Annotated in this window: 21 protein-coding genes, 5 tRNA genes and 2 pseudogenes; 12 read left to right on the top strand and 16 right to left on the bottom strand. The window is 65.7% G+C overall.

Going from position 1 to position 21,117, the window contains the following annotated elements; genetic code table 11:
• Positions 1-176: 176 nt before the first annotated feature.
• The gene (gene lmeA / locus ACK5M9_RS14665) at positions 177-977 is read right to left on the bottom strand and encodes a mannan chain length control protein LmeA (protein WP_416893875.1); all 801 of its coding nucleotides are present in this window, start codon (positions 975-977) and stop codon (positions 177-179) included.
• Between the two features lie 144 nt (positions 978-1,121).
• Here lmeA and ACK5M9_RS14660 point away from each other — a divergent pair, with 144 nt between their 5' ends.
• The 4 genes from ACK5M9_RS14660 (at position 1,122) to pstB (ending at position 4,882) form a co-directional block, all read left to right on the top strand.
• Complete coding sequence (locus ACK5M9_RS14660; protein ID WP_416893874.1) at positions 1,122-1,919, top strand: winged helix-turn-helix transcriptional regulator; 798 nt, start codon at positions 1,122-1,124, stop codon at positions 1,917-1,919.
• Positions 1,916-2,887, top strand: a complete 972-nt coding sequence (gene mshD / locus ACK5M9_RS14655; RefSeq protein WP_416893873.1) for a mycothiol synthase — start codon at positions 1,916-1,918, stop codon at positions 2,885-2,887. Before ACK5M9_RS14660 ends, mshD begins: the two co-directional genes overlap by 4 nt.
• A complete protein-coding gene (gene pstS, locus ACK5M9_RS14650) occupies positions 2,884-4,005 on the top strand; it encodes a phosphate ABC transporter substrate-binding protein PstS (RefSeq protein WP_416893872.1) in 1,122 nt (373 codons plus the stop codon). Before mshD ends, pstS begins: the two co-directional genes overlap by 4 nt.
• 100 nt (positions 4,006-4,105) lie before the next feature.
• Positions 4,106-4,882 carry a phosphate ABC transporter ATP-binding protein PstB gene (gene pstB / locus ACK5M9_RS14645; protein WP_416893885.1) on the top strand — a complete coding sequence of 259 codons (777 nt, stop codon included), beginning with the start codon at positions 4,106-4,108 and terminating at the stop codon, positions 4,880-4,882.
• Here the strand turns inward: pstB and phoU are convergent.
• The 5 genes from phoU to ACK5M9_RS14620 form a co-directional block, all read right to left on the bottom strand.
• Positions 4,858-5,547: a phosphate signaling complex protein PhoU gene (gene phoU, locus ACK5M9_RS14640; protein ID WP_416893871.1), complete on the bottom strand. Its 690-nt coding sequence runs from the start codon at positions 5,545-5,547 to the stop codon at positions 4,858-4,860. The genes pstB and phoU overlap by 25 nt on opposite strands.
• Positions 5,548-5,603: 56 nt before the next feature.
• Entirely contained in the window at positions 5,604-7,583 is a 1,980-nt protein-coding gene (locus ACK5M9_RS14635) for an LCP family protein (protein WP_416893870.1), read from the bottom strand.
• A 214-nt stretch (positions 7,584-7,797) separates the two neighbouring features.
• Positions 7,798-8,964 (bottom strand): tRNA dihydrouridine synthase DusB, encoded by a 1,167-nt coding sequence (gene dusB, locus ACK5M9_RS14630; protein ID WP_416893869.1) that lies wholly within the window; start codon positions 8,962-8,964, stop codon positions 7,798-7,800.
• A 5-nt stretch (positions 8,965-8,969) separates the two neighbouring features.
• A complete protein-coding gene (locus tag ACK5M9_RS14625; protein ID WP_416893868.1) occupies positions 8,970-9,986 on the bottom strand; it encodes an acyl-ACP desaturase in 1,017 nt (338 codons plus the stop codon).
• A gap of 103 nt (positions 9,987-10,089) precedes the next feature.
• Entirely contained in the window at positions 10,090-10,695 is a 606-nt protein-coding gene (locus tag ACK5M9_RS14620) for a TetR/AcrR family transcriptional regulator (RefSeq protein WP_416893867.1), read from the bottom strand.
• A gap of 96 nt (positions 10,696-10,791) precedes the next feature.
• On the opposite strand from ACK5M9_RS14620, the gene ACK5M9_RS14615 reads away from it, so the two are divergent.
• On the top strand, positions 10,792-11,838 hold the full coding sequence (locus ACK5M9_RS14615; RefSeq protein ID WP_416893884.1) for an oxygenase MpaB family protein: 1,047 nt from the start codon (positions 10,792-10,794) through the stop codon (positions 11,836-11,838).
• A gap of 66 nt (positions 11,839-11,904) precedes the next feature.
• Here the strand turns inward: ACK5M9_RS14615 and ACK5M9_RS14610 are convergent, their stop codons facing one another.
• The gene (locus ACK5M9_RS14610; RefSeq protein WP_416893866.1) at positions 11,905-12,726 is read right to left on the bottom strand and encodes a TIGR04255 family protein; all 822 of its coding nucleotides are present in this window, start codon (positions 12,724-12,726) and stop codon (positions 11,905-11,907) included.
• A 93-nt stretch (positions 12,727-12,819) separates the two neighbouring features.
• Positions 12,820-12,892, bottom strand: a tRNA-Lys gene (locus tag ACK5M9_RS14605).
• Positions 12,893-13,016: 124 nt separating this feature from the next.
• On the opposite strand from ACK5M9_RS14605, the gene ACK5M9_RS14600 reads away from it, so the two are divergent.
• The 3 genes from ACK5M9_RS14600 (at position 13,017) to ACK5M9_RS14590 (ending at position 13,307) form a co-directional block, all read left to right on the top strand.
• Positions 13,017-13,089: transfer RNA gene (locus ACK5M9_RS14600), tRNA-Glu, on the top strand.
• Positions 13,090-13,123: 34 nt separating this feature from the next.
• Positions 13,124-13,197, top strand: a tRNA-Asp gene (locus ACK5M9_RS14595).
• 36 nt (positions 13,198-13,233) lie between these two features.
• Positions 13,234-13,307 (top strand) — tRNA-Phe (locus ACK5M9_RS14590).
• Between the two features lie 41 nt (positions 13,308-13,348).
• Here ACK5M9_RS14590 and ACK5M9_RS14585 read toward each other — a convergent pair.
• A pseudogene (locus ACK5M9_RS14585) lies at positions 13,349-13,564 on the bottom strand (site-specific integrase); the annotation flags it as partial.
• A 124-nt stretch (positions 13,565-13,688) separates the two neighbouring features.
• On the opposite strand from ACK5M9_RS14585, the pseudogene ACK5M9_RS14580 reads away from it, so the two are divergent.
• A pseudogene (locus ACK5M9_RS14580) lies at positions 13,689-13,832 on the top strand (integrase); the annotation flags it as partial.
• A gap of 214 nt (positions 13,833-14,046) precedes the next feature.
• On the opposite strand, the gene ACK5M9_RS14575 reads toward ACK5M9_RS14580, so the two are convergent.
• On the bottom strand, positions 14,047-14,640 hold the full coding sequence (locus ACK5M9_RS14575; RefSeq protein ID WP_416893865.1) for a PIN domain-containing protein: 594 nt from the start codon (positions 14,638-14,640) through the stop codon (positions 14,047-14,049).
• Complete coding sequence (locus ACK5M9_RS14570; protein WP_416893864.1) at positions 14,640-15,164, bottom strand: helix-turn-helix domain-containing protein; 525 nt, start codon at positions 15,162-15,164, stop codon at positions 14,640-14,642. Before ACK5M9_RS14570 ends, ACK5M9_RS14575 begins: the two co-directional genes overlap by 1 nt.
• Positions 15,165-15,358: 194 nt before the next feature.
• Here ACK5M9_RS14570 and ACK5M9_RS14565 point away from each other — a divergent pair.
• Positions 15,359-15,431, top strand: a tRNA-Pro gene (locus tag ACK5M9_RS14565).
• Positions 15,432-15,448: 17 nt separating this feature from the next.
• On the opposite strand, the gene ACK5M9_RS14560 is transcribed toward ACK5M9_RS14565, so the two are convergent.
• Entirely contained in the window at positions 15,449-15,865 is a 417-nt protein-coding gene (locus ACK5M9_RS14560; RefSeq protein WP_416893863.1) for a DoxX family protein, read from the bottom strand.
• Positions 15,866-16,097: 232 nt separating this feature from the next.
• Between ACK5M9_RS14560 and ACK5M9_RS14555 the strand changes: the two genes are divergently transcribed.
• The gene (locus ACK5M9_RS14555; protein WP_416893862.1) at positions 16,098-16,382 is read left to right on the top strand and encodes a GlsB/YeaQ/YmgE family stress response membrane protein; all 285 of its coding nucleotides are present in this window, start codon (positions 16,098-16,100) and stop codon (positions 16,380-16,382) included.
• A 14-nt stretch (positions 16,383-16,396) separates the two neighbouring features.
• Here the strand turns inward: ACK5M9_RS14555 and ACK5M9_RS14550 are convergent, their stop codons facing one another.
• On the bottom strand, positions 16,397-17,068 hold the full coding sequence (locus ACK5M9_RS14550; RefSeq protein ID WP_416893861.1) for a heme oxygenase (biliverdin-producing): 672 nt from the start codon (positions 17,066-17,068) through the stop codon (positions 16,397-16,399).
• Positions 17,069-17,188: 120 nt separating this feature from the next.
• On the bottom strand, positions 17,189-17,755 hold the full coding sequence (locus ACK5M9_RS14545) for a TetR/AcrR family transcriptional regulator (RefSeq protein ID WP_416893860.1): 567 nt from the start codon (positions 17,753-17,755) through the stop codon (positions 17,189-17,191).
• Positions 17,756-17,840: 85 nt separating this feature from the next.
• Here ACK5M9_RS14545 and ACK5M9_RS14540 point away from each other — a divergent pair, with 85 nt between their 5' ends.
• The gene (locus tag ACK5M9_RS14540) at positions 17,841-18,605 is read left to right on the top strand and encodes a M15 family metallopeptidase (protein ID WP_416893859.1); all 765 of its coding nucleotides are present in this window, start codon (positions 17,841-17,843) and stop codon (positions 18,603-18,605) included.
• 33 nt (positions 18,606-18,638) lie between these two features.
• On the opposite strand, the gene ACK5M9_RS14535 is transcribed toward ACK5M9_RS14540, so the two are convergent.
• On the bottom strand, positions 18,639-20,198 hold the full coding sequence (locus tag ACK5M9_RS14535; protein ID WP_416893858.1) for an amidase: 1,560 nt from the start codon (positions 20,196-20,198) through the stop codon (positions 18,639-18,641).
• Positions 20,191-21,102 carry a proline iminopeptidase-family hydrolase gene (locus ACK5M9_RS14530; protein ID WP_416893857.1) on the bottom strand — a complete coding sequence of 304 codons (912 nt, stop codon included), beginning with the start codon at positions 21,100-21,102 and terminating at the stop codon, positions 20,191-20,193. Before ACK5M9_RS14530 ends, ACK5M9_RS14535 begins: the two co-directional genes overlap by 8 nt.
• Positions 21,103-21,117 lie beyond the last annotated feature (15 nt).

Raw genomic sequence — 21,117 nt, 5'->3', positions numbered from 1 at the left:
GTCAGCAGCTACAGAAACCACCCGCGGGGCGGCACAGGTCGACTGCGCGGCGCTTGGTGAGCACAAGCTCGACACGGGCTGACACGGCGGTCAGCTTACCCAATTGCAGGCGGATCGAGCCAACGACGGGCTCTGGTGCTCCCGACGGGCAGGATGCGGCGAACCGAACGCCCATGTCACGACCTTTTGAATCCGCGGAGGTCGATGGTGACGTTGTCGGCGATGCCCTCGATGATGACGTCCGAACCCCGTGCCCCCACCGTGTCCGGCGCCAGCCCGAACGGCAGTACCTGGTTTGCGAGCCTGCCGGTGAAGGCATGCAGCACCGCGGCCAGCTTGTCGTCGGGAACCGGCTGATCGGCGGTATTGGGACCGAGTAGCACACCGGTCGGGGTGATGACGAGGGTCGCGGAATCGTCGGGGTCGATGGACAGATCGACCGAGATGCTGACGCGATGATCGAACTCCGCCGATTTCGGGGTGCCGGTGAACACCAGTCCCTGGCTGCCCGATATTCCCGATTCGGTGGTTCCTCCGGTGGCGTCGTTGGACTCCTTGGGTGGTACCTCGACCATAAGATCGGTAATGCCCAGGTAGCGCCCGAGATGAACCGAGTCGATGATGATGCGGCTTTCCAGCTCGCCGACCGGCAGCTTGGCGTCGGGCTGGATCAGCCAGGATGCGTCGGTCAGATCGATCGAGTGCATTGTGGCTTCCAGGGTGGCTTTGCCGACGGCGGCGTGGTCGACCGCATGCGCCTTGATTTCCAGCTCGTCGTAGTGCCGGTGCATCGCTTGGGGAATGAACGGAAACGCCAGGATCGCCACGAAAGGGTCCGACCCCAGGCCTGCTACGTCCCGGACGCTTGTCGACAGCCGGTACTCGGCGTAGATGCTCGCCCCGCAGTCGACGCAGATCGCGCCGAACCCCAGGACGGCGAGCGTCGCCGCGGACGCACCGACGAGCCGCTTTCGCACCGGGACATTGTGACACCGCGGGTCACGCCTGGCGAAACACCACGTCGGCGGCCAAATCGGTGTCGGCAAGTTATCGTTAGACGGGTTTGGCCGTTGACGTCACCGCGACACGTACGAAACGCCCCGCCCACGACGCTGGAGGGCTTGTTGGAGTTATTGCTGCTGACATCGGAGTTGGATCCCGATGCTGTCCTACCGTCGCTGTCGTTGCTGTCGCACACCGTGCGCACCGTGCCGGCCGAGCCGTCGTCGCTGCTGGAGGCCGGCCACGCCGATGCCGTGCTGGTGGATGCGCGCAACGACCTTTCGGCGGCCCGCGGGCTGTGTCGCTTGTTGGGTACGGCGGGTAGATCGGTGCCGGTGCTGGCAGTCGTCGGCGAGGGCGGGTTGGTGGCCGTGAGCGCTGACTGGGGCCTGGATGAGATTTTGCTGCCCGGTGCGGGGCCGGCCGAGATCGACGCCCGGTTGCGGCTGGTGATGGGGCGGCGAGTGGGTTTGGCCGACCAAGAAAACCTGGGCAAGGTGAGCCTGGGTGAGCTGGTGGTCGACGAAGGTACCTACACCGCCCGATTGCGTGGACGCCCGTTGGACTTGACGTACAAGGAGTTCGAGCTGCTGAAGTACCTGGCCCAACACGCCGGCCGGGTGTTCACTCGTGCACAGCTGCTGCACGAGGTGTGGGGCTACGACTTCTTCGGCGGCACCCGCACAGTCGACGTGCACGTGCGTCGCCTGCGGGCCAAGCTCGGCTCCGAGCATGAAGCCTTGATCGGCACCGTGCGCAACGTGGGCTACAAAGCCGTGCGGCCGCCACGTGGCAGTACTTCGGCCGCGGGGGCGGGCGAGGTTGCCGACGACGGCGGCGGCGAGCCGGAGGACGAAGCCGCGGCCGGGGACGAAGACCCGCGGGACTCGCTCGCCGACCCAGTGCACGACCAATGACGGTCCTGGGCTGGCGGTCGTCGCTGACTGCCGAAGAGCAACAGGATATTCGTCAAATCGTGACTGCCGCAAAAGAAATGGATGGTGTCTCACCGGTCGGTGAGCAGGTGCTGCGGGAACTGTCGCGGGATCGGACCGAGCATTTGCTGGCGACCGATGACAATGCCGGCGACGTGATCGTCGGCTACCTCAACCTGAGCCCGTCGCGGGACACCGCCGCTGCGATGGCGGAATTGGTGGTGCACCCGGAGGCCCGGCGATGTGGCGTCGGCGCCGAACTGGCTCGCGCGGCACTGGACAACACCGCAGGCCGGAACCGGTTCTGGGCGCACGGCACGCTTGACGCTGCCCGGGCGACGGCGGCTTCGGTGGGTTTGGTCGCGGTACGCGAACTGTTGCAGATGCGATGTGCGCTGCGCGATGCCCTCGCACCGGTGAATCCAGACCGCCTGCGCGGCTTGCGGATCCGCACCTACGCGGGCTCCGCCGACGACGCCGAGCTGCTCCGGGTCAACAACGCCGCGTTTGTCTCCCACCCGGAGCAGGGCGGGTGGACCGAGCGCGACATCGATGAGCGGCGCCGGGAGCAGTGGTTCGATCCGGCGGGTCTGTTCCTGGCCTTCTCGAATGCTCCGGAGGCCGCGGCGGGCACCGCGTCGGAAATCAACGGCCGGCTGCTGGGGTTTCACTGGACCAAAGTTCATCCCGACCCGGACGGGCTCGGCGAGGTATATGTGCTCGGCGTCGATCCGGCTGCTCAGGGCCGTGGCCTGGGTCAGACGTTGACGGCAATCGGCCTGGAGTCGTTGGCGCGGCGACTGGCCGCCAAAGCCGACCCGGCCGCCATGCTCTATGTGGAGTCCGACAACACCGCGGCGGTGCCGACGTACGAAAATGCGGGATTCTCCGTGTACAGCGTCGATACCGCGTACGCGATCCAAGAAGTGTCCAGGGAGTGTGATCGATGAAACTCGTCTCGGCAGGAAGGACAGTGGCGATGGCGTCGGTGGCGACGCTGATCTTCGGTTCGGTGGTGACCGCCTGTGGCAGCGATGACGACGGCGGGGTATCGACCTCGGCCAGCGGGGGTGCTGCCGGCCGGGAATCGTGCCTGGGGAAGGACCGGTTGACCGCCGAGGGATCGACGGCGCAGCAGAAAGCCATGGCGTTGTTCAACACGACGTGGGGCCAATTGTGTCCCGGAAAGCAGGTGTCGTACGAAGCCACCGGATCCGGAGTGGGGCGCGAACAATTCATCGCCGGCCACGTGGACTTCGCCGGATCGGACTCGCCGTTGGTCGCCGAACAACTCGCGCCGGCCGCCGACCGTTGCGGCGGGAATCCGGCTTGGGATCTGCCGCTGTCCTTGGGGCCCATCGCCATCGTGTACAACCTGGCCGACATCCCGGATCTGGTTGTTGATTCCGATGCGCTGGCGAAGATATTCAGCGGAGGCATCCTGCGCTGGGACGACCCGACCCTGGCGGCGCTCAATCCCGGTGTGAAGCTGCCCGGCACGACGATCACGCCGATCTATCGGGAAGACTCGTCGGGAACAACCGACAACTTCCAGAAATACCTGACAGCCGCGGCGCCGCAAAGCTGGACATGGGGAGTGGGCATCGAGTTCCAGGGCGGGGTGGGGGAGGGGGCTCAGCGGTCGGCCGGAGTGATCGAGGCGGTGCGGTCGACTCCCGGAGCCATCGGCTACGTCGGGAAGAGCTCCGCCGACCACGCTTCGATCCCGTTTGCCCGGCTCGAGACGGGTAAGGGTGTCGTGCGGCTGACCGAGGCGACCGCCGGGAACGCGATCCGTGCCGTGACGGTCGCCGGGCATGGCAACGATCTGGTGCTGGAATTGACACCGGTCTACACCGCCGAGGATCCCAAGTCCTACCCGCTGGTGCTGGCCAGTTACGAGATCGTGTGTTCGAAGGGATACGACGGGGACACCGCCGCCGCGATCAAGTCCTTCCTCACCGCCGCCGCCGGCCGGGGACAGGAGGGTCTTTCGGCCGCGGGCTACCTTCCGCTGCCAGATAAGGTCAAGGAGCGTCTGGTCGCCGCGATCGACGCACTGCGGTGAGCGGCGACCGGCGCCCGACCGGGCTCCTGAAGGCAGACAGGCGCCCGGGCCGTCGTCGAGATCTTTGCCCCCGACTCGTGGAAGGCAGGTGCGCAATCACGTGGCCAAACGGCTGGACCTCAAAGATGTCAACATCTATTACGGGTCGTTTCATGCGGTGGCCGATGTTTCGCTGTCGGTGTTGCCGCGCAGCGTGACCGCCTTCATCGGTCCTTCGGGATGCGGCAAGACCACCGTGCTGCGCACGCTGAACCGGATGCATGAGGTGATCCCCGGTGCCCGGGTCGACGGCAGCGTGTTGTTGGACGACGAGAACATCTATGGAGCGCGCATCGATCCGGTTGGGGTGCGGCGCGCGATAGGAATGGTCTTTCAGCGGCCGAATCCTTTCCCCGCCATGTCCATTCGCGACAACGTGGTAGCGGGCCTGAAGTTGCAGGGGGTGCGCAACCGTGCTGTCCTCGAAGAGGCCGCCGAGCATTCGCTGCGGGGTGCGAATCTCTGGGGCGAGGTCAAGGACAGGCTGGACAGACCCGGCGGCGGATTGTCCGGCGGGCAGCAGCAGCGACTGTGCATCGCGCGGGCTATCGCGGTGCAGCCGGACGTGCTGTTGATGGACGAACCATGCTCGGCGCTCGATCCCATATCGACCATGGCGATCGAGGAACTCATCAGTGAGTTGAAGCAGGACTACACCATCGTCATCGTCACCCACAACATGCAGCAGGCCGCGCGGGTGAGCGGCCAGACCGCGTTCTTCAACCTGGATGCCGTGGGTGGGCCCGGCCGTCTGGTGGAGATCGACGACACCGAGAAGATCTTCTCGAATCCGGCGAAGAAGGCGACCGAGGACTACATCTCCGGCCGGTTCGGCTGAGCCGGCGGGGACATCTGCTCACTTTCGGTGTACTTGCCCGTCGCCTGGAAGATGACTCTTCGCGCCACCTCGACCGCGTGATCGGCGAAGCGTTCGTAGAACCGGCCCAGCAGCGTCACATCAACGGCAGCCGCCACGCCGTGCTTCCATTCCCGGTCCATCAGCACGCTGAACAAGTGCCGGTGCAGGTCGTCCATCGCGTCGTCTTCTTCGCGGATCCGGGCGGCCTTCTCGGGATCCCGCGATATCAGCACCTCCTGGGCACTGTTGCCCAATTCGACCGCAAGCCGGCCCATTTCAGCGAAATAGCCGTTGACTTCCTCGGGTAGTGCGTGCTGAGGGTGCCGGCGCCGGGCGATCTTTGCGACGTGCAGGGCCAGCGCACCCATCCGGTCGATGTCGGCCACCATCTGAATGGCGCTGACGATTGAGCGAAGGTCGCCGGCGACCGGCGCCTGCAGGGCCAGCAAAACGAATGCGCTCTCCTCGGCCTGGGTGCTCAGCTTCGAGATCTGTTCGTGGTCGGAGATCACCTGTTCGGCCAGCAGCAAGTCGGCTTGCAGTAGGGCCTGGGTGGCCCGTTCCATCGCCATCCCGGCGAGTTCGCACATCTGCCCGAGTCGCTCGGAAAGTTCCGAGAGCTGCTCCTGGTAAGCGGTTCGCATTTGGTTAGCCTACGTTCTGACCATCGGGTCGGGGGTCGCGCATCACGTCGGCGGGGCTAGTTGCACGTGGTGTCGGCGGCGTTGGTGACTGTCAGGTCCTCGGGAAGTTCGGTCGGTGTGCTGGTCGAGTTCCTGTTGATCTGCATGGTCACCGTGGAGCCGCTACCCGGCGGAGTGCCCACCGAGGTGAAATCCGGTCCGAGGACGACCTGCACGGTTGACCCGAGGCCGGTGACTCGCACCAGCTTCGATTTGCCGAATGTTGCGGCGACGGTGGCCGCGGCCTGCTCGTTGCCGGGTGAGTAGAACACCGTGGTCGTCTTCAGTGCGCTGGGGTAGTCGTCGGGGTCGTCGACTTTGAAGCCGTTGTGCCGTAGCTCTTTGGTGGCGCGAGCACCCAGGCCGACGGTGGGGGTGCCGTTGGAGACCTGCACCGTGATCTTGTTCGGCGATGTCGTGGTCAGCTCCAACTGGCGGGTTTCCTCGGACAGGCTCTGCGTCGCGGGCTTGCCGGCCGTAGACGGTGAGGGCGTGGGCCGTGTCGTTCGGGTGGATCCCAACCTGCTTGCGTTCTGGTCGTTCTCGTCGGGCAGCGGGTCATCGTCGATGATCGCGGTGAACAGCGCTTTCATGTCCGCCGTCCGCGGCGGTTCGTTGCCGTCCTCATCGGTCACGCCGGTGGGAACGGTGATGAATGTGACATGCCCGGCCGCCATGTGCTGCAGCGATCTGCCCAACGCCACAAGGTCTTTGGTCTGGACATTGTCGACGTAGCTGTTGTTGATGAACAGGTTGACGACGTTGTTGAGCTTGGTGAGGTTCATCAGCGTGTCTTCGGAGATCATCGAGCGCAGCAGCGACGACATGAATAGTTGCTGACGCTTGATGCGGCCGTAGTCGCCGTTGGTCTCGGTGGTGACCTGACGCGCGCGCACGTAGTTCAGCGCGGTCGTTCCGTCGACCATCTGGCGGCCCGCATGTGCGAGCACCGTGCCCAGTTCGGCGTCCATCAGCGGGGTCGTGCTGCACACTTCGACGCCGCCGAGCGTTTCGACCATGCGGCCGAAGCCGACGAAATCGACAGCGATGAAGCGGTTGATACTCAAGCCCGACAGCTTCTGGATGACCTTGACCAGACATTTGGGGCCGCCGAAGGAAAATGCCGAGTTCAGTTTGGTCTCGGTGTAGACCCATCGGGGCCCTGTTGTCCTGGTCTTACGGTTGTAGACCGGTCCGTACTTGCCGTTCTCCGGATCCCAGGATTCGCACCGGATGGGGCTGATCGCCAGGTCGCGCGGGAAAGACACCGCTACCACCCGCGACCGGTCGGCGGGAACATTGACCAGCATCATGGTGTCCGACCGGGAGCCGTCGGCATCGTCGGCGTCGCCGGCGCCGACATCGGCGTTGGCTCCCAGGCGCGAATCCATCCCCACGATGAGGAAGTTCTCGTCGCCGTGCTGCCCGTTGGCGTTGATGATGTCCGCTGACTGTGGATCCAGTGCGTTCACGGTGTTCAACCGATGGTTCTTCGAAGCACTCCATTCGTATGCACCGCCGGTCAGCACCAATGACAGCAGGGCGATCAGGGCCGCTACCGAGCGTGCGGCGATCAGGAGTGGGCGCCAGCCGCGCTTGTGGTGTTGTCTGGCCGGCGGCGGCCTGTTGCCCGGGCGCTGCCTCTCCGCTGGGCGCTGCCTCTCCGCTGGGCGCTGCCTTCCCGCTGGGCGCTGCCTTCCCGCTGGGCGCTGCCTTCCCGCTGGGCGCTGGTGTTCGGGTGCACCGAGGTCGGGCAGTTCGGACTTGCGCTCAAGCAGATAGGCGGGGACCGGGATGGCCAGGGTGTCGCACTTGTCGTCACCGTCGCCGCGGGCCGGTGATCCGGTGTCCGGTTCCCGGACCTCGCGGTGACGTGCCGGACGCGCCGGCGTGGGTGCACCGAGCCGGGCAAGTAGGTCGGCTACACTCAGCGGACCGTCTGCGTGGCCACCTGTTCGATTGGGCTCGCGAGGGTGGGAGGCATCGACCTTGGTCATTTCCTGCCGGCCTCCGAATGTCTGATGCGCGCGTCCACGACATGTGCGCGCAGCTGTCTGCGCAGGTCAACGCGGTGCTTTGAGCGCCGACGCCGTGCGAATACAATTAAGCCTCATATAGTACTGATTTCTGCGCGACAACGCGATTTCACCGCTGTCTCGGTTGGGCTCACAACCCACTGACACCCCGCGAAGAGCGCTTAACTGTCCGGACCTAGCCGCCGGAGTGCATGACGTCGGCGCCCTCGGGCACCCGGCACTCGTCGGGGTCGTCCAGCCAGCCCTCGGGCAATAGCACCCGGGCCGGCGAGCCCTGCCGGCCGCGCGGGCCGCTGCCGACTGCCGGGAAAGGGCTGTCGGCATCGAGTCGGCCGAGTAGCTCGTCGAGTTCGTCGAGCGTCTTGACCAGCGCCAGTGCCCGCCGCAGCTCCGGGCCGGCCGGGAAGCCATGCAGATACCAGGAGACGTGTTTGCGGATGTCGCGCATGCCCTTGTCCTCGCCGAAATGGGCGGTCAGCAGCGCGCCGTGACGCCGAATGATGTCGGCCACCTCGCCCAGGGTCGGCGGAACCGGGGCCGGACGTCCGCTGAACGCGGCCGACAACTCGGCGAACAGCCACGGCCGGCCCAGGCAGCCGCGTCCGATGACCACGCCGTCACAACCGGTCGAAGCCATCATGGCCAGGGCGTCGCTGGCGTCGTAGATGTCGCCGTTGCCGAGCACCGGGATCGTGCGCACCTGCTGTTTGAGGGCCGCGATCTGATTCCAGTCCGCGGTGCTGGAGTAGCGCTGGGCGGCGGTGCGGGCGTGCAGCGCCACCGCCGCGGCGCCCTCGGATTCGGCGATGCGCCCCGCGTCGAGATGGGTGTGGTGTTCGTCGTCGATGCCGATGCGGAACTTGACGGTCACCGGGATGGCCGTACCGGCGGTGGCGCGCACCGCGGCGGCGATGATCCGGCCGAACAGCCGCCGCTTGAACGGCAGTGCCGCCCCGCCGCCGCGTCGGGTCACCTTGGGCACCGGGCAGCCGAAATTCATGTCGATGTGGTCGGCCAGCCCCTCGTCGGCGATCATTCTGGCCGCCGCGTAGGTGGTGTCCGGGTCGACGGTGTAGAGCTGCAGGGAACGCGGGGATTCCTCCGGGGCGAACGCCGTCATGTGCAGGGTGACCGGGTGGCGCTCGGTGAGTGCCCGTGCGGTGACCATCTCGCAGACGTAGAGCCCGTTGACGGTCCGGGGGTTCGACTGGCGCTGCGGTGCCTGCGGTGTCTGGGGCAGCTCGCCGAATTCGCGGCACAGCGTGCGGAAGGCGACGTTGGTCACGCCCGCCATCGGAGCCAGGACAACCGGGCTGGCCAGCTCGATCGGGCCGATCCGCAAGGTGGCTACCGGCGGCTCATGGTCAGCTTGCCGGCGGTCTTGTGCAGTTCGTAGGCGTGGACCTTCTTGCCGGTGCGCAGCTCCCGTTCGAGTTGACGCCGCTTGGACTCGTCGAACTTCTCGCAGGCCAGCTCGAGTTCTTTGACCAGCACGGCGAGGTCGTCGCGCATCCTGGCGCCCTCGCCGGTGAAGTCCTCGCGCTCGAAGATGCGCCACTTCTTCAACACGGGCCGGACCACCTCGTTGAGGTGGATGTGCGGGTCGTAGACACCCCCGACGGCGATGACCACCGCTTTGCGCCGGAACTCGGGAACCTGGAAGCCGGGCATCTTGAAGTTGTGCAGGATCATGTGCAGCGACTTCATCGCGTCGTTGGGCACCAGGTCGAACGCGGCTTCGCTGACATCGCGGTAGAAGATCATGTGCAGGTTCTCGTCGGCCGAGATCTTGGCCATCAGCTGGCTGGCGACCGGATCCTGGCACTCTCTGCCGGTGTTGCGGTGCGAAACCCGGGTGGCCAGCTCCTGGAAGCTGACGTAGATGACGGAGTCGGTAACGCTCTCGGCGAAGAGTCCACCCTGGAAGTTCTGGCCGGGGCTGAAGCCTCGGTTCACCACTTCCATGCGCAGCAGTTCCAGTTCGACGGGGTCGACCGATCGGGTCACCACCAGGTAGTCGCGCAGCGCGATGCCGTGCCGGTTCTCCTCGGCCGTCCACCGGTTCACCCACTGGCCCCAGGCGCCGTCCTGGCCCATGTTCATGGCGATCTCGCGGTGATACGACGGCAGGTTGTCCTCGGTCACCAGGTTCTGCACCATCGCCACCTGAGCGACCTCGGACAGCGGGCTCTCCTCCGGGTGCCACTCCTGGCCGCCCAGGGCGTAGTAGTTCCTGCCGTCCGACCATGGGATGTAGTCGTGCGGGTTCCAGCTCTTGTGCATGTCGATGTGCCGGTTGAGTAACTTCTCGACGACCGGTTCAAGTTCGTGCAGCAGCTGCAGGTCGGTCAGCGCGGCTGACATGGCGCCCTCCAGTTATCTGTCTTTGAGTAGCCGCCAATATATCTGTGTCTATGAGTAGCATCAAGTTGGGCCTGCGGTGTGCCGCTTCACCGTTCGGCCCACGTCAATCGAGGCGCATCTGCGGCACATGGGTGGCCGCGGTGCTGAGCAGCATCTCCACGCAGTAGTCGATGAACTGCCGACGGCTGGCGCCCAGGTGTCCGTTCAGATAGGCGGTGAACAGCCCGGTCAGCGCTCCGATCAAACTGGTTGCGACCAGTTTCTGCACCACCGGGTCGCCGATCCGGGACAGCTTGCGCTGGAGCAGCTCGATGAAGTTGGGCATCCATTCGGCCCCGGACTGGGTCAGCACCGGTTCCACCGCAGGGGCCAGCAGCAGTACGCGGCCGCGCACCGGGTCGTCGACCATCAGTGCGACGAACCGCTCGACGGCCTCGCGGGGGGTTTCCGCGGAGGTGAGCGCGGTCATCGCGCTGGCGCAGACGTGGTCGTAGACGGCGCGCACGAAGTGCTCGCGGTCGGTGAAACTCTCGTAGAAGTAGCGTTCGGTGAGGCCGGCGTGGCGACAGACCGCACGCACGGTCAGTCCCGATCCGTCGTCGCAGCCGAGTAGTTGAACTCCGCTGGAGACCAGCTTGTCGTGTCGCATGGCATGACGGTCCGCCAATGGGACGCCCGACCAGCGACCACGACGTTGACCCACCTGCACCTGTGCTCCTGATACCATTTGACAACGCATGTAGTCAGAACATGCTGACAATCGAGGAAGTTGCCCGTGACTCAAGATACGTCCCTCGCCTGTCCGATGGCCACCGCTGGCGGCGGTGTCGTCGCCGGAGCTGTTGCCGGAGCCAATGGCGCGGCGGCGGTGCCGGCGCCCGAAGGGTCGGCCGGGCTGGCCGGTGGCTGCCCGATGTCGGTGGCGGGTTACAACTCGCCGCCGATGCCGCTCGGCCCGGATTCGTTGACCTGGAAGTACTTCGGAGACTGGCGCGGCATGCTGCAGGGGCCGTGGGCGGGCTCGATGCAGAATATGCATCCCCAATTGGGTGCCGCGGTCGAGGATCACTCGACGTTCTTCAAGGAACGCTGGCCCCGGCTCATGCGCTCGCTGTACCCGATCGGGGGAGTGGTTTTCGACGGCGAACGCGCCCCGACGACGGGTGCGGAGGTACGCGACTACCACGTCGACATCAAGGGTGTCGACGCGCAGGGACGTCGCTACCACGCACTGAATCCGGAAGTCTTCTACTGGGCGCACGCCACCTTCTTCGTCGGCACCATGATCGTGGCCGAGCGATTCTGCGGCGGGCTGACCGAGGCGCAGAAGCGCCAGCTCTTCGACGAGCACGTTGAGTGGTACCGGATGTACGGCATGAGCATGCGGCCGGTGCCGGGCTCCTGGGAGGAGTTCCAGACCTACTGGGATCACATGTGCCGCAATGTGCTGGAGGACAATTTCGCCGCGCGTTCGGTGCTCGATCTGACCGAACTGCCCAAACCGCCGTTCGCCGAGATGATTCCCGACGCTGTGTGGGCCCTGCAGCGCAAGCTGATCGCGCCGTTGTTCGTCTGGGTGACGGTCGGCCTGTATGACCCGAGCGTGCGCGAGCTAATGGGCTACACGTGGTCGGGCCGCGACGAATGGCTGCACCGCCGTTTGGGCGATGTGGTCCGGTCGGTGTTCGCCCTGGTTCCCAGCCGGTACCGCAAGCATCCCCGGGCACGCGCGGGCATCGACCGCGCAGCGGGGCGCATCGCGGCCGACGCGCCACTGCCGCAGACACCCGCGCGCAACCTGCCGCCCGTGGAGGAGCGGGGCAATTCAATGCACTACTGCCCGCAAGGCTGAGCGGCCCGGTAGGGGTGTTGGCCCGGTAGGGGCCGCCGCCGCGGTAGTCGAACGAGAGCGCGCGTCCTACGCCCCCTCGGTGCGCAGCAACTCTTCCTTCAGCCGTGAGGTGAGCACGTCCTGGAATATCGTCTGCGCCGGCCGGTACAGATCCTGGTAGGTCGAGATGAGCGCTTCCCTGTTGTATTCCGGGATCGCGCCGGATGGCGGCGTCCAGAAGCTGTCGATGTCCATCAGGAAGAACTGCCCGGCATGGGTGGGAGCCACCCGGCGCAGGTGATAGCTGGGGTCCAGCGCTTGACCGGTGGCCGGGCCGTAGCGCACGATCAGCGCCCTGCCCGGTTGCGGCTCCCGGTACACCGCCGCGCCCTGCCATTCGGCCAGGGCCAGTCCTCCGGGGTTCAACTGCTGCGGGCCGAGCAGCGACTCGTCGATCCAGTTGGTCCATTCGATCCGGCCGTCGACACCGGCGGGAACCCGGACCTCGAGGACGAAGCGCAGGCCGATGCGCTCGATGCCCACGATCGGCGAAACCTGCGAGCGAGCGTCGACCACGCGCTTGGCGATCTCCAGGAAGGCGTCGAAATTGGTGTAGGCGGTGGTCTCGACGACGATCGCCTGGTTCTTCAGCGACGCGGCGGTGGTGTTGTTGCGGTCCGAGTAGCGGACGAAACGGTCGGCGACCGGCTGTGGGGGCTGGCCGGCCGCGGTCGTGCCCCACTGAACGTCCTGCGCCTGGCGCTCGATCGGGAGGTCTGCGGCGAGGGCTTGCTTGACTTCCCGACGCGACGACTCGGTGAGCGCGTCGGTGGAGGGGTGACGGATTTCCATCGTCACCAGGGCTACGGGTGCTTTTGGCTGGGCCTCATCGTTCACATCGGGAAGCATAGCCAAGCGGGTTCGGGCTCTGCGGGCCCCCCGACGTTGTGTGTGTGGCGGGGCCTATTGCCGGTAGTCGGTACCGGTAGGGCGCGTGTTCGGTGCCCCCAGTAGGACTCGAACCTACGACCTGCGGATTAAAAGTCCGTAGCTCTACCAACTGAGCTATAGGGGCGCGGAGACTCACAATACTGGTTGCCGGCTCGCTGCTCGTTTGAGGATTCGGCCCGGGGTGCCCTAAGCTATCTTGGCTCCCAACGTTGATCGCGTTGCGAGTGCCCCGGAGAGATTCGGTTCTGGCCCCCTACGTCGAGCGGCCTAGGACGCCGCCCTTTCAAGGCGGTAGCGCGGGTTCGAATCCCGTAGGGGGTACTCCCGCGGATACCGTGGAGCAGCAACACAGCAAGGCCCTGTGGCGCAGTTGGTTAGCGCGCCGCCCTGTCACGGCGGAGGTCGCGGGTTCGAGTCCCGTCAGGGTCGCCGGCACGGCGAGGCACACGCTGCCTTCCGGCTTCCGGCCAGGTAGCTCAGTCGGTACGAGCGTCCGCCTGAAAAGCGGAAGGTCGGCGGTTCGATCCCGCCCCTGGCCACTCATCTTCACCTGCGTCGACACGGGTCTCGCACTCGGTTGTCAGTTTTCTTTGTCCGGTTCTTGTCCGGTCTTCGGTGAGTGAATCTCGGTCGCGTGGAGCTGATCGAGGTTCGTTGCGACCTGGTCCAGCTCGTCGGAGTAGAGGTCGCTGTAGATGTTCGCGGTGACAGTCGGCGTCGAGTGGCCCAGGGTTGTCTGTACGTAGCGAAGGTCAGCGCCGGGCTTTCTGGCCAGGCTGGCGTAGGAGTGGCGTAGTGTCGGCGGTCATGTAATTCCCCACCCCTTGGGGCGTTTCGGGCGGAGGTTGGGGTGCTGCTCGGGTTCGCTCCGGTCGGGCGCCCCGCGAGGGGGCCTGGAAGGAGCCTTGAGTGGCGAGGAGATCGTGGAACGTGACGAGATGTTCCGGCATTGGAACGCCGGCCGGTCCCAGGTGCAGATCAGTGAGGCACTGGGCATCGACCGCAAGACCATCCGCAAGTATGTGGCCCCGGCGTTGGCCGAGGGTCTGCAACCCAGCCCAGAGGAGTTCGACTCCTCCTCGATGAGAGCCCGGTAGATCGTTTCGGCGGCTTGCGTGATTCACTCGCCGGCATCGGCGGTGCGCAATGCATCGAGCACCTCGAGCAAGGCAGACTGATCCAGGGCCATCGCGGTATTCCTCTCGGTAGTGATCCTTGGACGTTTCACCACAGCGACTCCCGCGATGGCCCACCTACGTCAGGACCGACATGCCGCCACTACTTTCGCCACCCGGGGACGTGAACGTCGTCGCGGATCGAACGCAGTTTGCCGGCGAACTTCGGTAGTGCTGCACGCTCCAACGCCGCAATGAGGTCGTCGGCCGTTGTCGGCGGATTCCTTCGCTTGTCAGACATCTCGATGAGGCAGCCCAACATTCGGATTGGATTCAGATCGAGTAGATCGAGTAGGAAATCGTCGGAGGTGACGGCGTGCAGTCCCCATTCGCGAAGTGCCTCGTCGGGGAAGTGCTTGGTGTTGTCGGTGACGATTGCTGCTGCGTTGCCACGGATTGCGGCGGCAACCGCATGACGATCATTGGGGTCGGGGATCCCCGGGACGCAGTCCTCGATGGGCTCCCACCCCTCGACCAAGGCATCCTCGAAAGCCGCATTCATGTCCATAATTCGTACGGTGGCGCGCTCTTCGGTCATCGTCGGGTTGGCGATCACGATAGCTCGCGACAACTCGCGCAAGATGGTGCAGCTCCAAAGCGGATGGAATGCCTGGCGTGCCGCGAGTGTGAGCAGCAGGTCCGCTTTAACGATGGGGACCAGCACGCAGGTGTCCAGCACCACGCGGAAACCGGACATCAGGACTCTTCGAGACGTTCCGTCCGCGCTTGACGTACGGCCTCTTGGTAGCGTTCGCCGGGTGTGTCGTAGAGCCCAGCACCCTCGGCATCGTGAACGAGCTTGGTCAACAACTCATCTCGCTTCGCGCTGCGGCGGTTCTGGTAGTCGAGAACATCGCTGAGCAGCACGCGGCGGTGACGGCTCCCGCTGGGCTTCTCACAGGGCAGCTCTTCTTTGTCGATCAGCTTGATCAGGGTGGGGCGGCTAATGCCGAGCAGGTCGGCGGCCTGCTGGGTTGTCAGGCGCTGCTCTATAGGGGCAAGGGTCACCGCCTGTTGCCTGCCCATCGCGGTGACGACCCGGACGAGTACGTCGTAGACCTCGATAGGCAGTGGGATCTGCTCACCGTCGGGCCCCAGTAGTACTGCGGGCTCGGTGTGCTGGTCCAAGAACTTTGACAGGTCCGACAGCTCCCGCAGGTCCGCCGGAGGAAGGACCGTCCCCTTCCTCGACAGCTTCTCCGGAGCGGGGGTAGTAGCCATGCCCTCATGGTAGTGATAATCGAAAAAATCGCAATGGAGGTGAGGATGGCTGAACTTGCCCGATGGACGATAGGCGGAAACGGTCGGCGCGGACCCGCCGCCGACCGATGTGTCACGGAGTTGTCCCAAGAGCTGCACCCCGACTGATAGTCCAACACACTGAAAGCTCAGGTCAGAGGAGTGGCGCATAGTTCGGCGACCTGGGGAACCATGTCCGCCTGCGAACTGAAAAGCGGAAGGTCGGCGGTTCGGTCCCGCCCCTGGCCACCGGAGACTCTTCCCGGTCATGTTCTGCGTTGACGCACCGCGTCCACCGCGACGGCGCCGCCACCGATGAACACCAGAACCAGGAACGCGAAGCAGTTCATGACGGCCTCTTCGCCGCCATTCTCGATTGGCCAGAACGCGGACGGTTGGTGCTCGGTGAAGTAGCCCACTGCCATCTCCCCGGAAGCGATGAATGCCGCCAGGCGCGTCCACAAGCCGATCAGCAGCAACGTCCCGAGAACGAGCTCGATGACGCCGGCGTACCAGAACGGCCATGTCCCGGCCGGGATTGGCCCGCCATTGCCGATTCCCACCGGCCAGGCGAACACCTTCTGGGCGCCGTGCATGGTGAACAGCAGCCCGAAGACGAACCGGAACGCTGACACCGCCATCGGGGTATACCCATCGCGCATTTTCGCTGTCGCAGAAACCATGTGACCCATAGTAGACACTAAACGGACTAGAGTCCACTTATATCCGGTCGGGTCGCGGTGGCTCGCACGGATCGTCGCGCTGACGGCGCGCCGCGGGATTGCCCGGCGCGCCCGACCGTCAGACGGCCCGGCGGCACCCCACCGCTGCGGGGATGTTAGTCAACCCCTGTTTCGGGGAACCCTAAGTTGCATGAGGCGCCTGCCGGGGGCGCCGCGGTGACAGGAGCGGAAAATGGTTGGAACGATAATCCTGGCCGTCGTCGTGGGTGCGATCATCGGTGTGGTGGCACGCTTGGTGATGCCGGGCAAACAACATATCGGCGCGATGATGACGATTGTGCTCGGTGCCCTCGGTGGACTGACCGGCTCATGGCTGGCGAGTCACTTCGAGTACCAGAACACCAATGGCGGGATCGCCTGGCTACCGTTCTTCGCCGGTGTCGGCGCGGCCGCGATCTTCATCGCGATCTACGAATCGGTGACCGATCACCACACCCACACCCGACTGCCGCACTGAACGCGGCGGGTGCGCTACGCCGAGGCGGAACAGGCCGCGGGCTGATAGGCCGACAGGTTCTCCGCGAGTTCTTCGAAGAGTGCTTGGTTCAGCCTGAAGGCGACCTTGACCTCTTCGACCGCGCGCTCGATGTCGTCGCCCTCCAGCCCCAGGCCGTCGACCTTGGCGCGGTAGGCGTCCTTGTACGGCTTGGGCCGCATCGGGAATTCGTAGAACGACAGGCCGGCACCGTCCAGATCGAATGTGCGGTCCAGGATCCTGCCGATGGCCTGACCGCCGGAGAGGTCGCCGAGGTAGCGGGTGTAGTGGTGCGCCACCAGCGCACCGCCCCAGGAGGCGTTGAGTAGCCGTTCACGGTACGCCCGCGCGGCGGGGGAGTCGATGTCGCGCGAAACGCCGGGCGCCCAGTGCTCCAAGTCGGCGTCGATGGCCTCGAGCCGCTCCAGGGCGGGGTCGTAGACCGCGGCAACCAGTGGGTCGTCCCGGCGCGCGCGCACCGCCTGTTCGAGCGCTTCGTAGATCATCCGCAACCGCAGTAGGTAATCGACGTAGCCGGTCGGGTTGATGCCCCCGCTGAGCAGTTCGGACACATAGGACGAATGTTCTGCGGCTTCGTGTTCGGCCTTCGAACCCGCCTTCATGGCCACGGAGAGGGGCCCGGTGGCCTCGGTCGCGTGCACTGCCATGCTTCTGCTCCTCACTCCCGATGGCCGCTCCCGGCCACCGTTGACAACGTGTCAAAACGATATTGACAACCTGTCAGAAACATAGCACAGCATCGCGGGCGAACCGCTGTGACGTCCGTCCTACCCCGCGGTCCCGAGAGCTCGCAGCACGAAATGTTCGACGGTTGCCGTCGGCAAGTTGCGGGGAACCAGGCACGCATGCACCAGCGACATGGTGGCGGCCTCGTCGTCGATCACGAATTGTCCGTTGGCCGCGCCGTCGGTCAGGATCGACCGCAACACGTTCTCGACCGACACCACGTGGTCGCGGATCTCGCGCATGGTGTCCACGGACAGTGAGCCGTACAGTTGCGACCCCAGCCCCATGTGGAACTGGCGGCCGGTGTCGAGTTGACGACGGACGTAGATCCGCATGCGCTCGGTCGGGTCGGTCACCCCGGCGAGGTCCTGCTGCAACCCCGCGAGGTAGCGGCTGGTCTCATGGGAGGCGAAAGCGACCACCACCGCTTCCTTGTCGGCGAAATGGTGGTAGATCGCGGTACGCCCTATGCCCGCGGCGGCCGCCAGCTTTGCCATGCTGATCGCTTCGAAACTGTGCTCGGACATCATCGTCGCGAACGCTTCGAAAACGCGCTGCTGGACCTGCTCGCGGTGCTCTTCCACCGACGAGGCGCTGATTTTGGGCACGGCGCGACTCTATCCCCCGGACCCGGTAGCGAGGCGATGCCGTGCCGCTACCGGGTTCGTGCGCGGCGCCGGTGACAATGGGGCCATGTTCCGATTCGGAAAGACCGTGCTGATCGCTGCCGCAGCCTGCCTGCTCGCGGTGTGCGGAGGACAACCGCGAACGGCCGGCGCCGCGGCCGAGGTGGGGTTGGCCGGAACCGGCTGGGCCCTGCGGCCCCCGTTTCCCGCCGGTCCCGGTGTGCCCCCGGTGAGTGCCGAAGCGGCCGCTGCCGGGCTCGTCGACGTGCGTACCGTCGTTCCCGACGCGCTGGTCGACCTGCGTTACGCCACCGCAAACAACTTCACCCGAACACAGCTGTATCCGGCCGACGCCCGCTGTCTGGTGCACCAATCGATGGCGCGGGGCCTGGATGCCGCCGCGACCCTACTGCGTCCGCAGGGGCAGCTACTGGTCTTCTGGGACTGCTACCGCCCGCATGACGTCCAGGTCAAGATGTACCAGGTGGTGCCGAACCCGGCCTGGGTGGCCCGTCCGGGCCCGTACGCCACCAGCCACGTCGCCGCGCGATCGGTCGACGTGACCTTCACCGATCCGCACCACGGCTGCCCTGGCGAGCGGCTGGGGGCCGGATTCTGCCTGGCCGACATGGGCACGGATTTCGACAACTTCACCGATCGGGCAAAGGCGTTCGCCACCGAAGGCGTCAGCACTGTCGCACAGCAGAACCGCACCCGCCTGCGGGATGCAATGAATTATGGTGGGTTGAAAGTGTATTCGGGAGAGTGGTGGCATTTCGACGGCCCGGGTGCCGGTGTGCAACGTCCGATTCTCAACGTCCCGGTCAACTAGCGGGGCGGCGTACCGGGCTGCCGTCCAGCACAGCTAACATTCGCCCGGCGCCGGTGCGAACCCGCCGCGCAGGGATTCGAACGCGTCGGCAACCTTGAGCACGGTAGTGTCGTCGAATCGCTTGCCTACGATCATCATTCCGGCGGGCAGACCCCGGATCAGTCCGGCGGGCACCGAGATCGCGGGATGACCCGTGACGTTCATCGGCGCGGTGTTCGCGGCCTTGCCGACGGCCGGGCTCAGGGCTCGAGAATCCTCCGGTAGCGGTTGGGCGGTAACCGGGGTCGTCGGCATCACCAGTACGTCGCATTCGGCGAGCGCGCGGTCGTAGCCGGCTCGTACGTACGGCACCAGGGCACGCGCCTTCGCATACGTTGCCGCACCCAGCACGGTGAGTCCGTAGTGGCCGGCGATAGCGGTCGCTTTCACCACGGTGGCCAGTTGGTCGGTGGTCTCGCGCCACCGGGTGCCGAAGTGTCGCAACAAATCCGGGTCGCCTGGATCCTCGACCCCGAAGCCGCAACCATTGGCGTCGAACATCTGGTGGATTCCCCCGTCGGTGCAGATCACCGTGGACAGGTGCGCGGCGTCGAGGTGCTGCGGCACGCTGATATCTCGCACCGTGCAACCGATTTCGGCGAACCGGTGTGCGGCAGCCCGGATCAGCTCGTCGACTTCGGACTGTGCACCACCATGGCCGAAGCCCTCGGCCAGGATTCCCACCCGCATGCCCGCCACGTCACCGGTGAGCGCCGCCGAATAGTCGATGCCGGGCGACCCCGGCCGCTGACGAGAGTCCCGCCCGTCGGCACCCGCCAGGACGTTCAGCAGCAACGCCGCGTCGGCAACGGAGTGCGCCATGGGGCCGAGGTGATCGATGCCGCGATCCAGCGGCATCGCGCCGGTGCAGGGGATCAACCCGTAGGTGGGTTTGAAGCCGACGATGCCGCACAGTGCCGCCGGGATGCGGATCGAGCCGGCCTGGTCGGCGCCGACTGCCAACTCGACCGCGCCCGCGGCCAGCAGAGCGGCGCAACCGCTGGACGATCCTCCTGCTTCCCGGTCCGGATCCCACGGATTGCGTACCGGCCCGGATGCGGACGTGAAACTCGACGACGACAGGCACAGGTCCTCGCACACAGCCTTGCCCGCGATAAACGCACCGGCGCCGAGCAACCGCTCGACGACGGTGGCGTCGGCGGCCGGGATGAATCCCTCGACCGCGGGCGAGCCGCTTGCCATCGGAACTCCGGCGACGGCGATGTTGTCCTTGATCGCCACCCGTCGCCCGGCCAGGGGGCCGTCGGCACCGTCGCATACCTCGGTGGTGACATACCAGGCACCGAGCGGGTTGTCGCCGGCCGCGGGGAATCGGTAGGTGCGTTCGGGCGGACGCCGGTTTGCCACCCGGTCGTACAGTGCGTCGACCCGTCCATAGGAATCCAACAGGAGCCGGGCGAAAGCCTGTATGTCGCTCCGGGTTTCAGTGTCGAAGTGGAAGCCGAAATGGCGGGCCGCGGCGTCCACATCGGCGGTTGCCGGCGGCGGCGCCGCGCTGGACGAGTCCCGCGAAGGCGGCCCGGAGTCAGCCATGCCACCCCTCTGGCGCCCGCCGGTGACCGTCGTGCGAGCGTAGGAACCCGCGCATCACCGCGTCGAATCGTCGCGGTTCCTCGATGAACGGGAGATGGGAACTGTTGTCGAAGTACTCGAAGCGCGAACCAGCAATGCGGTGGTGCATGTCGCGCATGTGCTCCGGGGAGCACTGGTCGTATCGTCCGGCGAGAAGCATTGCCGGCAGTCTGATTTCGGTGAGCCGATCGACCACGTCCCAGTCTCGGATGGTCCCGACGATGTTGAGGTCACTCGGGCCGAACATCGTTGCGAATATCTCGGCCCCCATGTTCTGGAACGCCAGCCAGAGATCGCTGGGCCAGGGCCGGGCACGGCACAGGTAGGTTTCGTTCCATGTGGTGATCGCGGCCTGATACTCGGCGGAGTCGGTGGTGCCGGCGGCTTCATGGCGGTCGATGGCATCGCGGGTCGCGGTGTCCAGCTCGGCCTTCAGCCGGATCACGTTGTCGGCGAACAGCGGTATCGACGCGGTGCTGTTGGAGATGGTGAGTGTTGCCGCGGACGACGGCGCATCCAGCACATACTGCTGCGCCAGCATTCCACCCCAAGAATTGCCGAAGAGGTGAAACCCGTCGAGTCCGAGTCCATCTATGACACAGCGCATTTCGTCCACCGAGCGCGCCATGGTCCACAGGTCGGGGTTGGATGGACGTTCGGAGTTGCCGCAACCGAGCTGATCCCAGAAAATCACCTCGCGCTCGTCTGCCAGGAGTTCCAGCGAACTCAGATAGTAGTGCGGCAAACCCGGCCCGCCATGCACCACCAACAGTGGCCGGCCCGGCCCGCCGCCGACCCGCTGGAACCAGACGTTCCCGCCGGGGACGGCGATCGTTCCCGACCGATGCCCCGTTGCCTCAGCCATACTCGGCGGCGCCTC

Origin of the sequence: Mycobacterium sp. (genome assembly GCF_047975165.1) — a bacterium.
In the GTDB taxonomy this organism is placed as follows: Bacteria; Actinomycetota; Actinomycetes; order Mycobacteriales; family Mycobacteriaceae; genus Mycobacterium.
Note: the sequence above shows the minus strand (reverse complement) of the source record. Positions and strands in the feature narration are given on the sequence as shown.

Excerpts from the sequence above, each read along its gene's own strand:
- ACK5M9_RS14625 (WP_416893868.1), bottom strand. The coding sequence starts at position 9,986 with ATGTCAGCCGCGCTGACCGACCTGCAGCTGCTGCACGAACTTGAACCG.
- ACK5M9_RS14635 (WP_416893870.1), bottom strand. The coding sequence starts at position 7,583 with ATGACCAAGGTCGATGCCTCCCACCCTCGCGAGCCCAATCGAACAGGT.
- ACK5M9_RS14555 (WP_416893862.1), top strand. The coding sequence starts at position 16,098 with ATGGTTGGAACGATAATCCTGGCCGTCGTCGTGGGTGCGATCATCGGT.
- ACK5M9_RS14540 (WP_416893859.1), top strand. The coding sequence starts at position 17,841 with ATGTTCCGATTCGGAAAGACCGTGCTGATCGCTGCCGCAGCCTGCCTG.
- ACK5M9_RS14615 (WP_416893884.1), top strand. The coding sequence starts at position 10,792 with ATGGCCACCGCTGGCGGCGGTGTCGTCGCCGGAGCTGTTGCCGGAGCC.
- ACK5M9_RS14530 (WP_416893857.1), bottom strand. The coding sequence starts at position 21,102 with ATGGCTGAGGCAACGGGGCATCGGTCGGGAACGATCGCCGTCCCCGGC.
- phoU (WP_416893871.1), bottom strand. The coding sequence starts at position 5,547 with ATGCGAACCGCTTACCAGGAGCAGCTCTCGGAACTTTCCGAGCGACTC.
- ACK5M9_RS14560 (WP_416893863.1), bottom strand. The coding sequence starts at position 15,865 with ATGGTTTCTGCGACAGCGAAAATGCGCGATGGGTATACCCCGATGGCG.
- ACK5M9_RS14570 (WP_416893864.1), bottom strand. The coding sequence starts at position 15,164 with ATGGCTACTACCCCCGCTCCGGAGAAGCTGTCGAGGAAGGGGACGGTC.
- ACK5M9_RS14610 (WP_416893866.1), bottom strand. The coding sequence starts at position 12,726 with ATGCTTCCCGATGTGAACGATGAGGCCCAGCCAAAAGCACCCGTAGCC.
- ACK5M9_RS14535 (WP_416893858.1), bottom strand. The coding sequence starts at position 20,198 with ATGGCTGACTCCGGGCCGCCTTCGCGGGACTCGTCCAGCGCGGCGCCG.
- ACK5M9_RS14550 (WP_416893861.1), bottom strand. The coding sequence starts at position 17,068 with ATGGCAGTGCACGCGACCGAGGCCACCGGGCCCCTCTCCGTGGCCATG.
- pstS (WP_416893872.1), top strand. The coding sequence starts at position 2,884 with ATGAAACTCGTCTCGGCAGGAAGGACAGTGGCGATGGCGTCGGTGGCG.
- mshD (WP_416893873.1), top strand. The coding sequence starts at position 1,916 with ATGACGGTCCTGGGCTGGCGGTCGTCGCTGACTGCCGAAGAGCAACAG.
- ACK5M9_RS14575 (WP_416893865.1), bottom strand. The coding sequence starts at position 14,640 with ATGTCCGGTTTCCGCGTGGTGCTGGACACCTGCGTGCTGGTCCCCATC.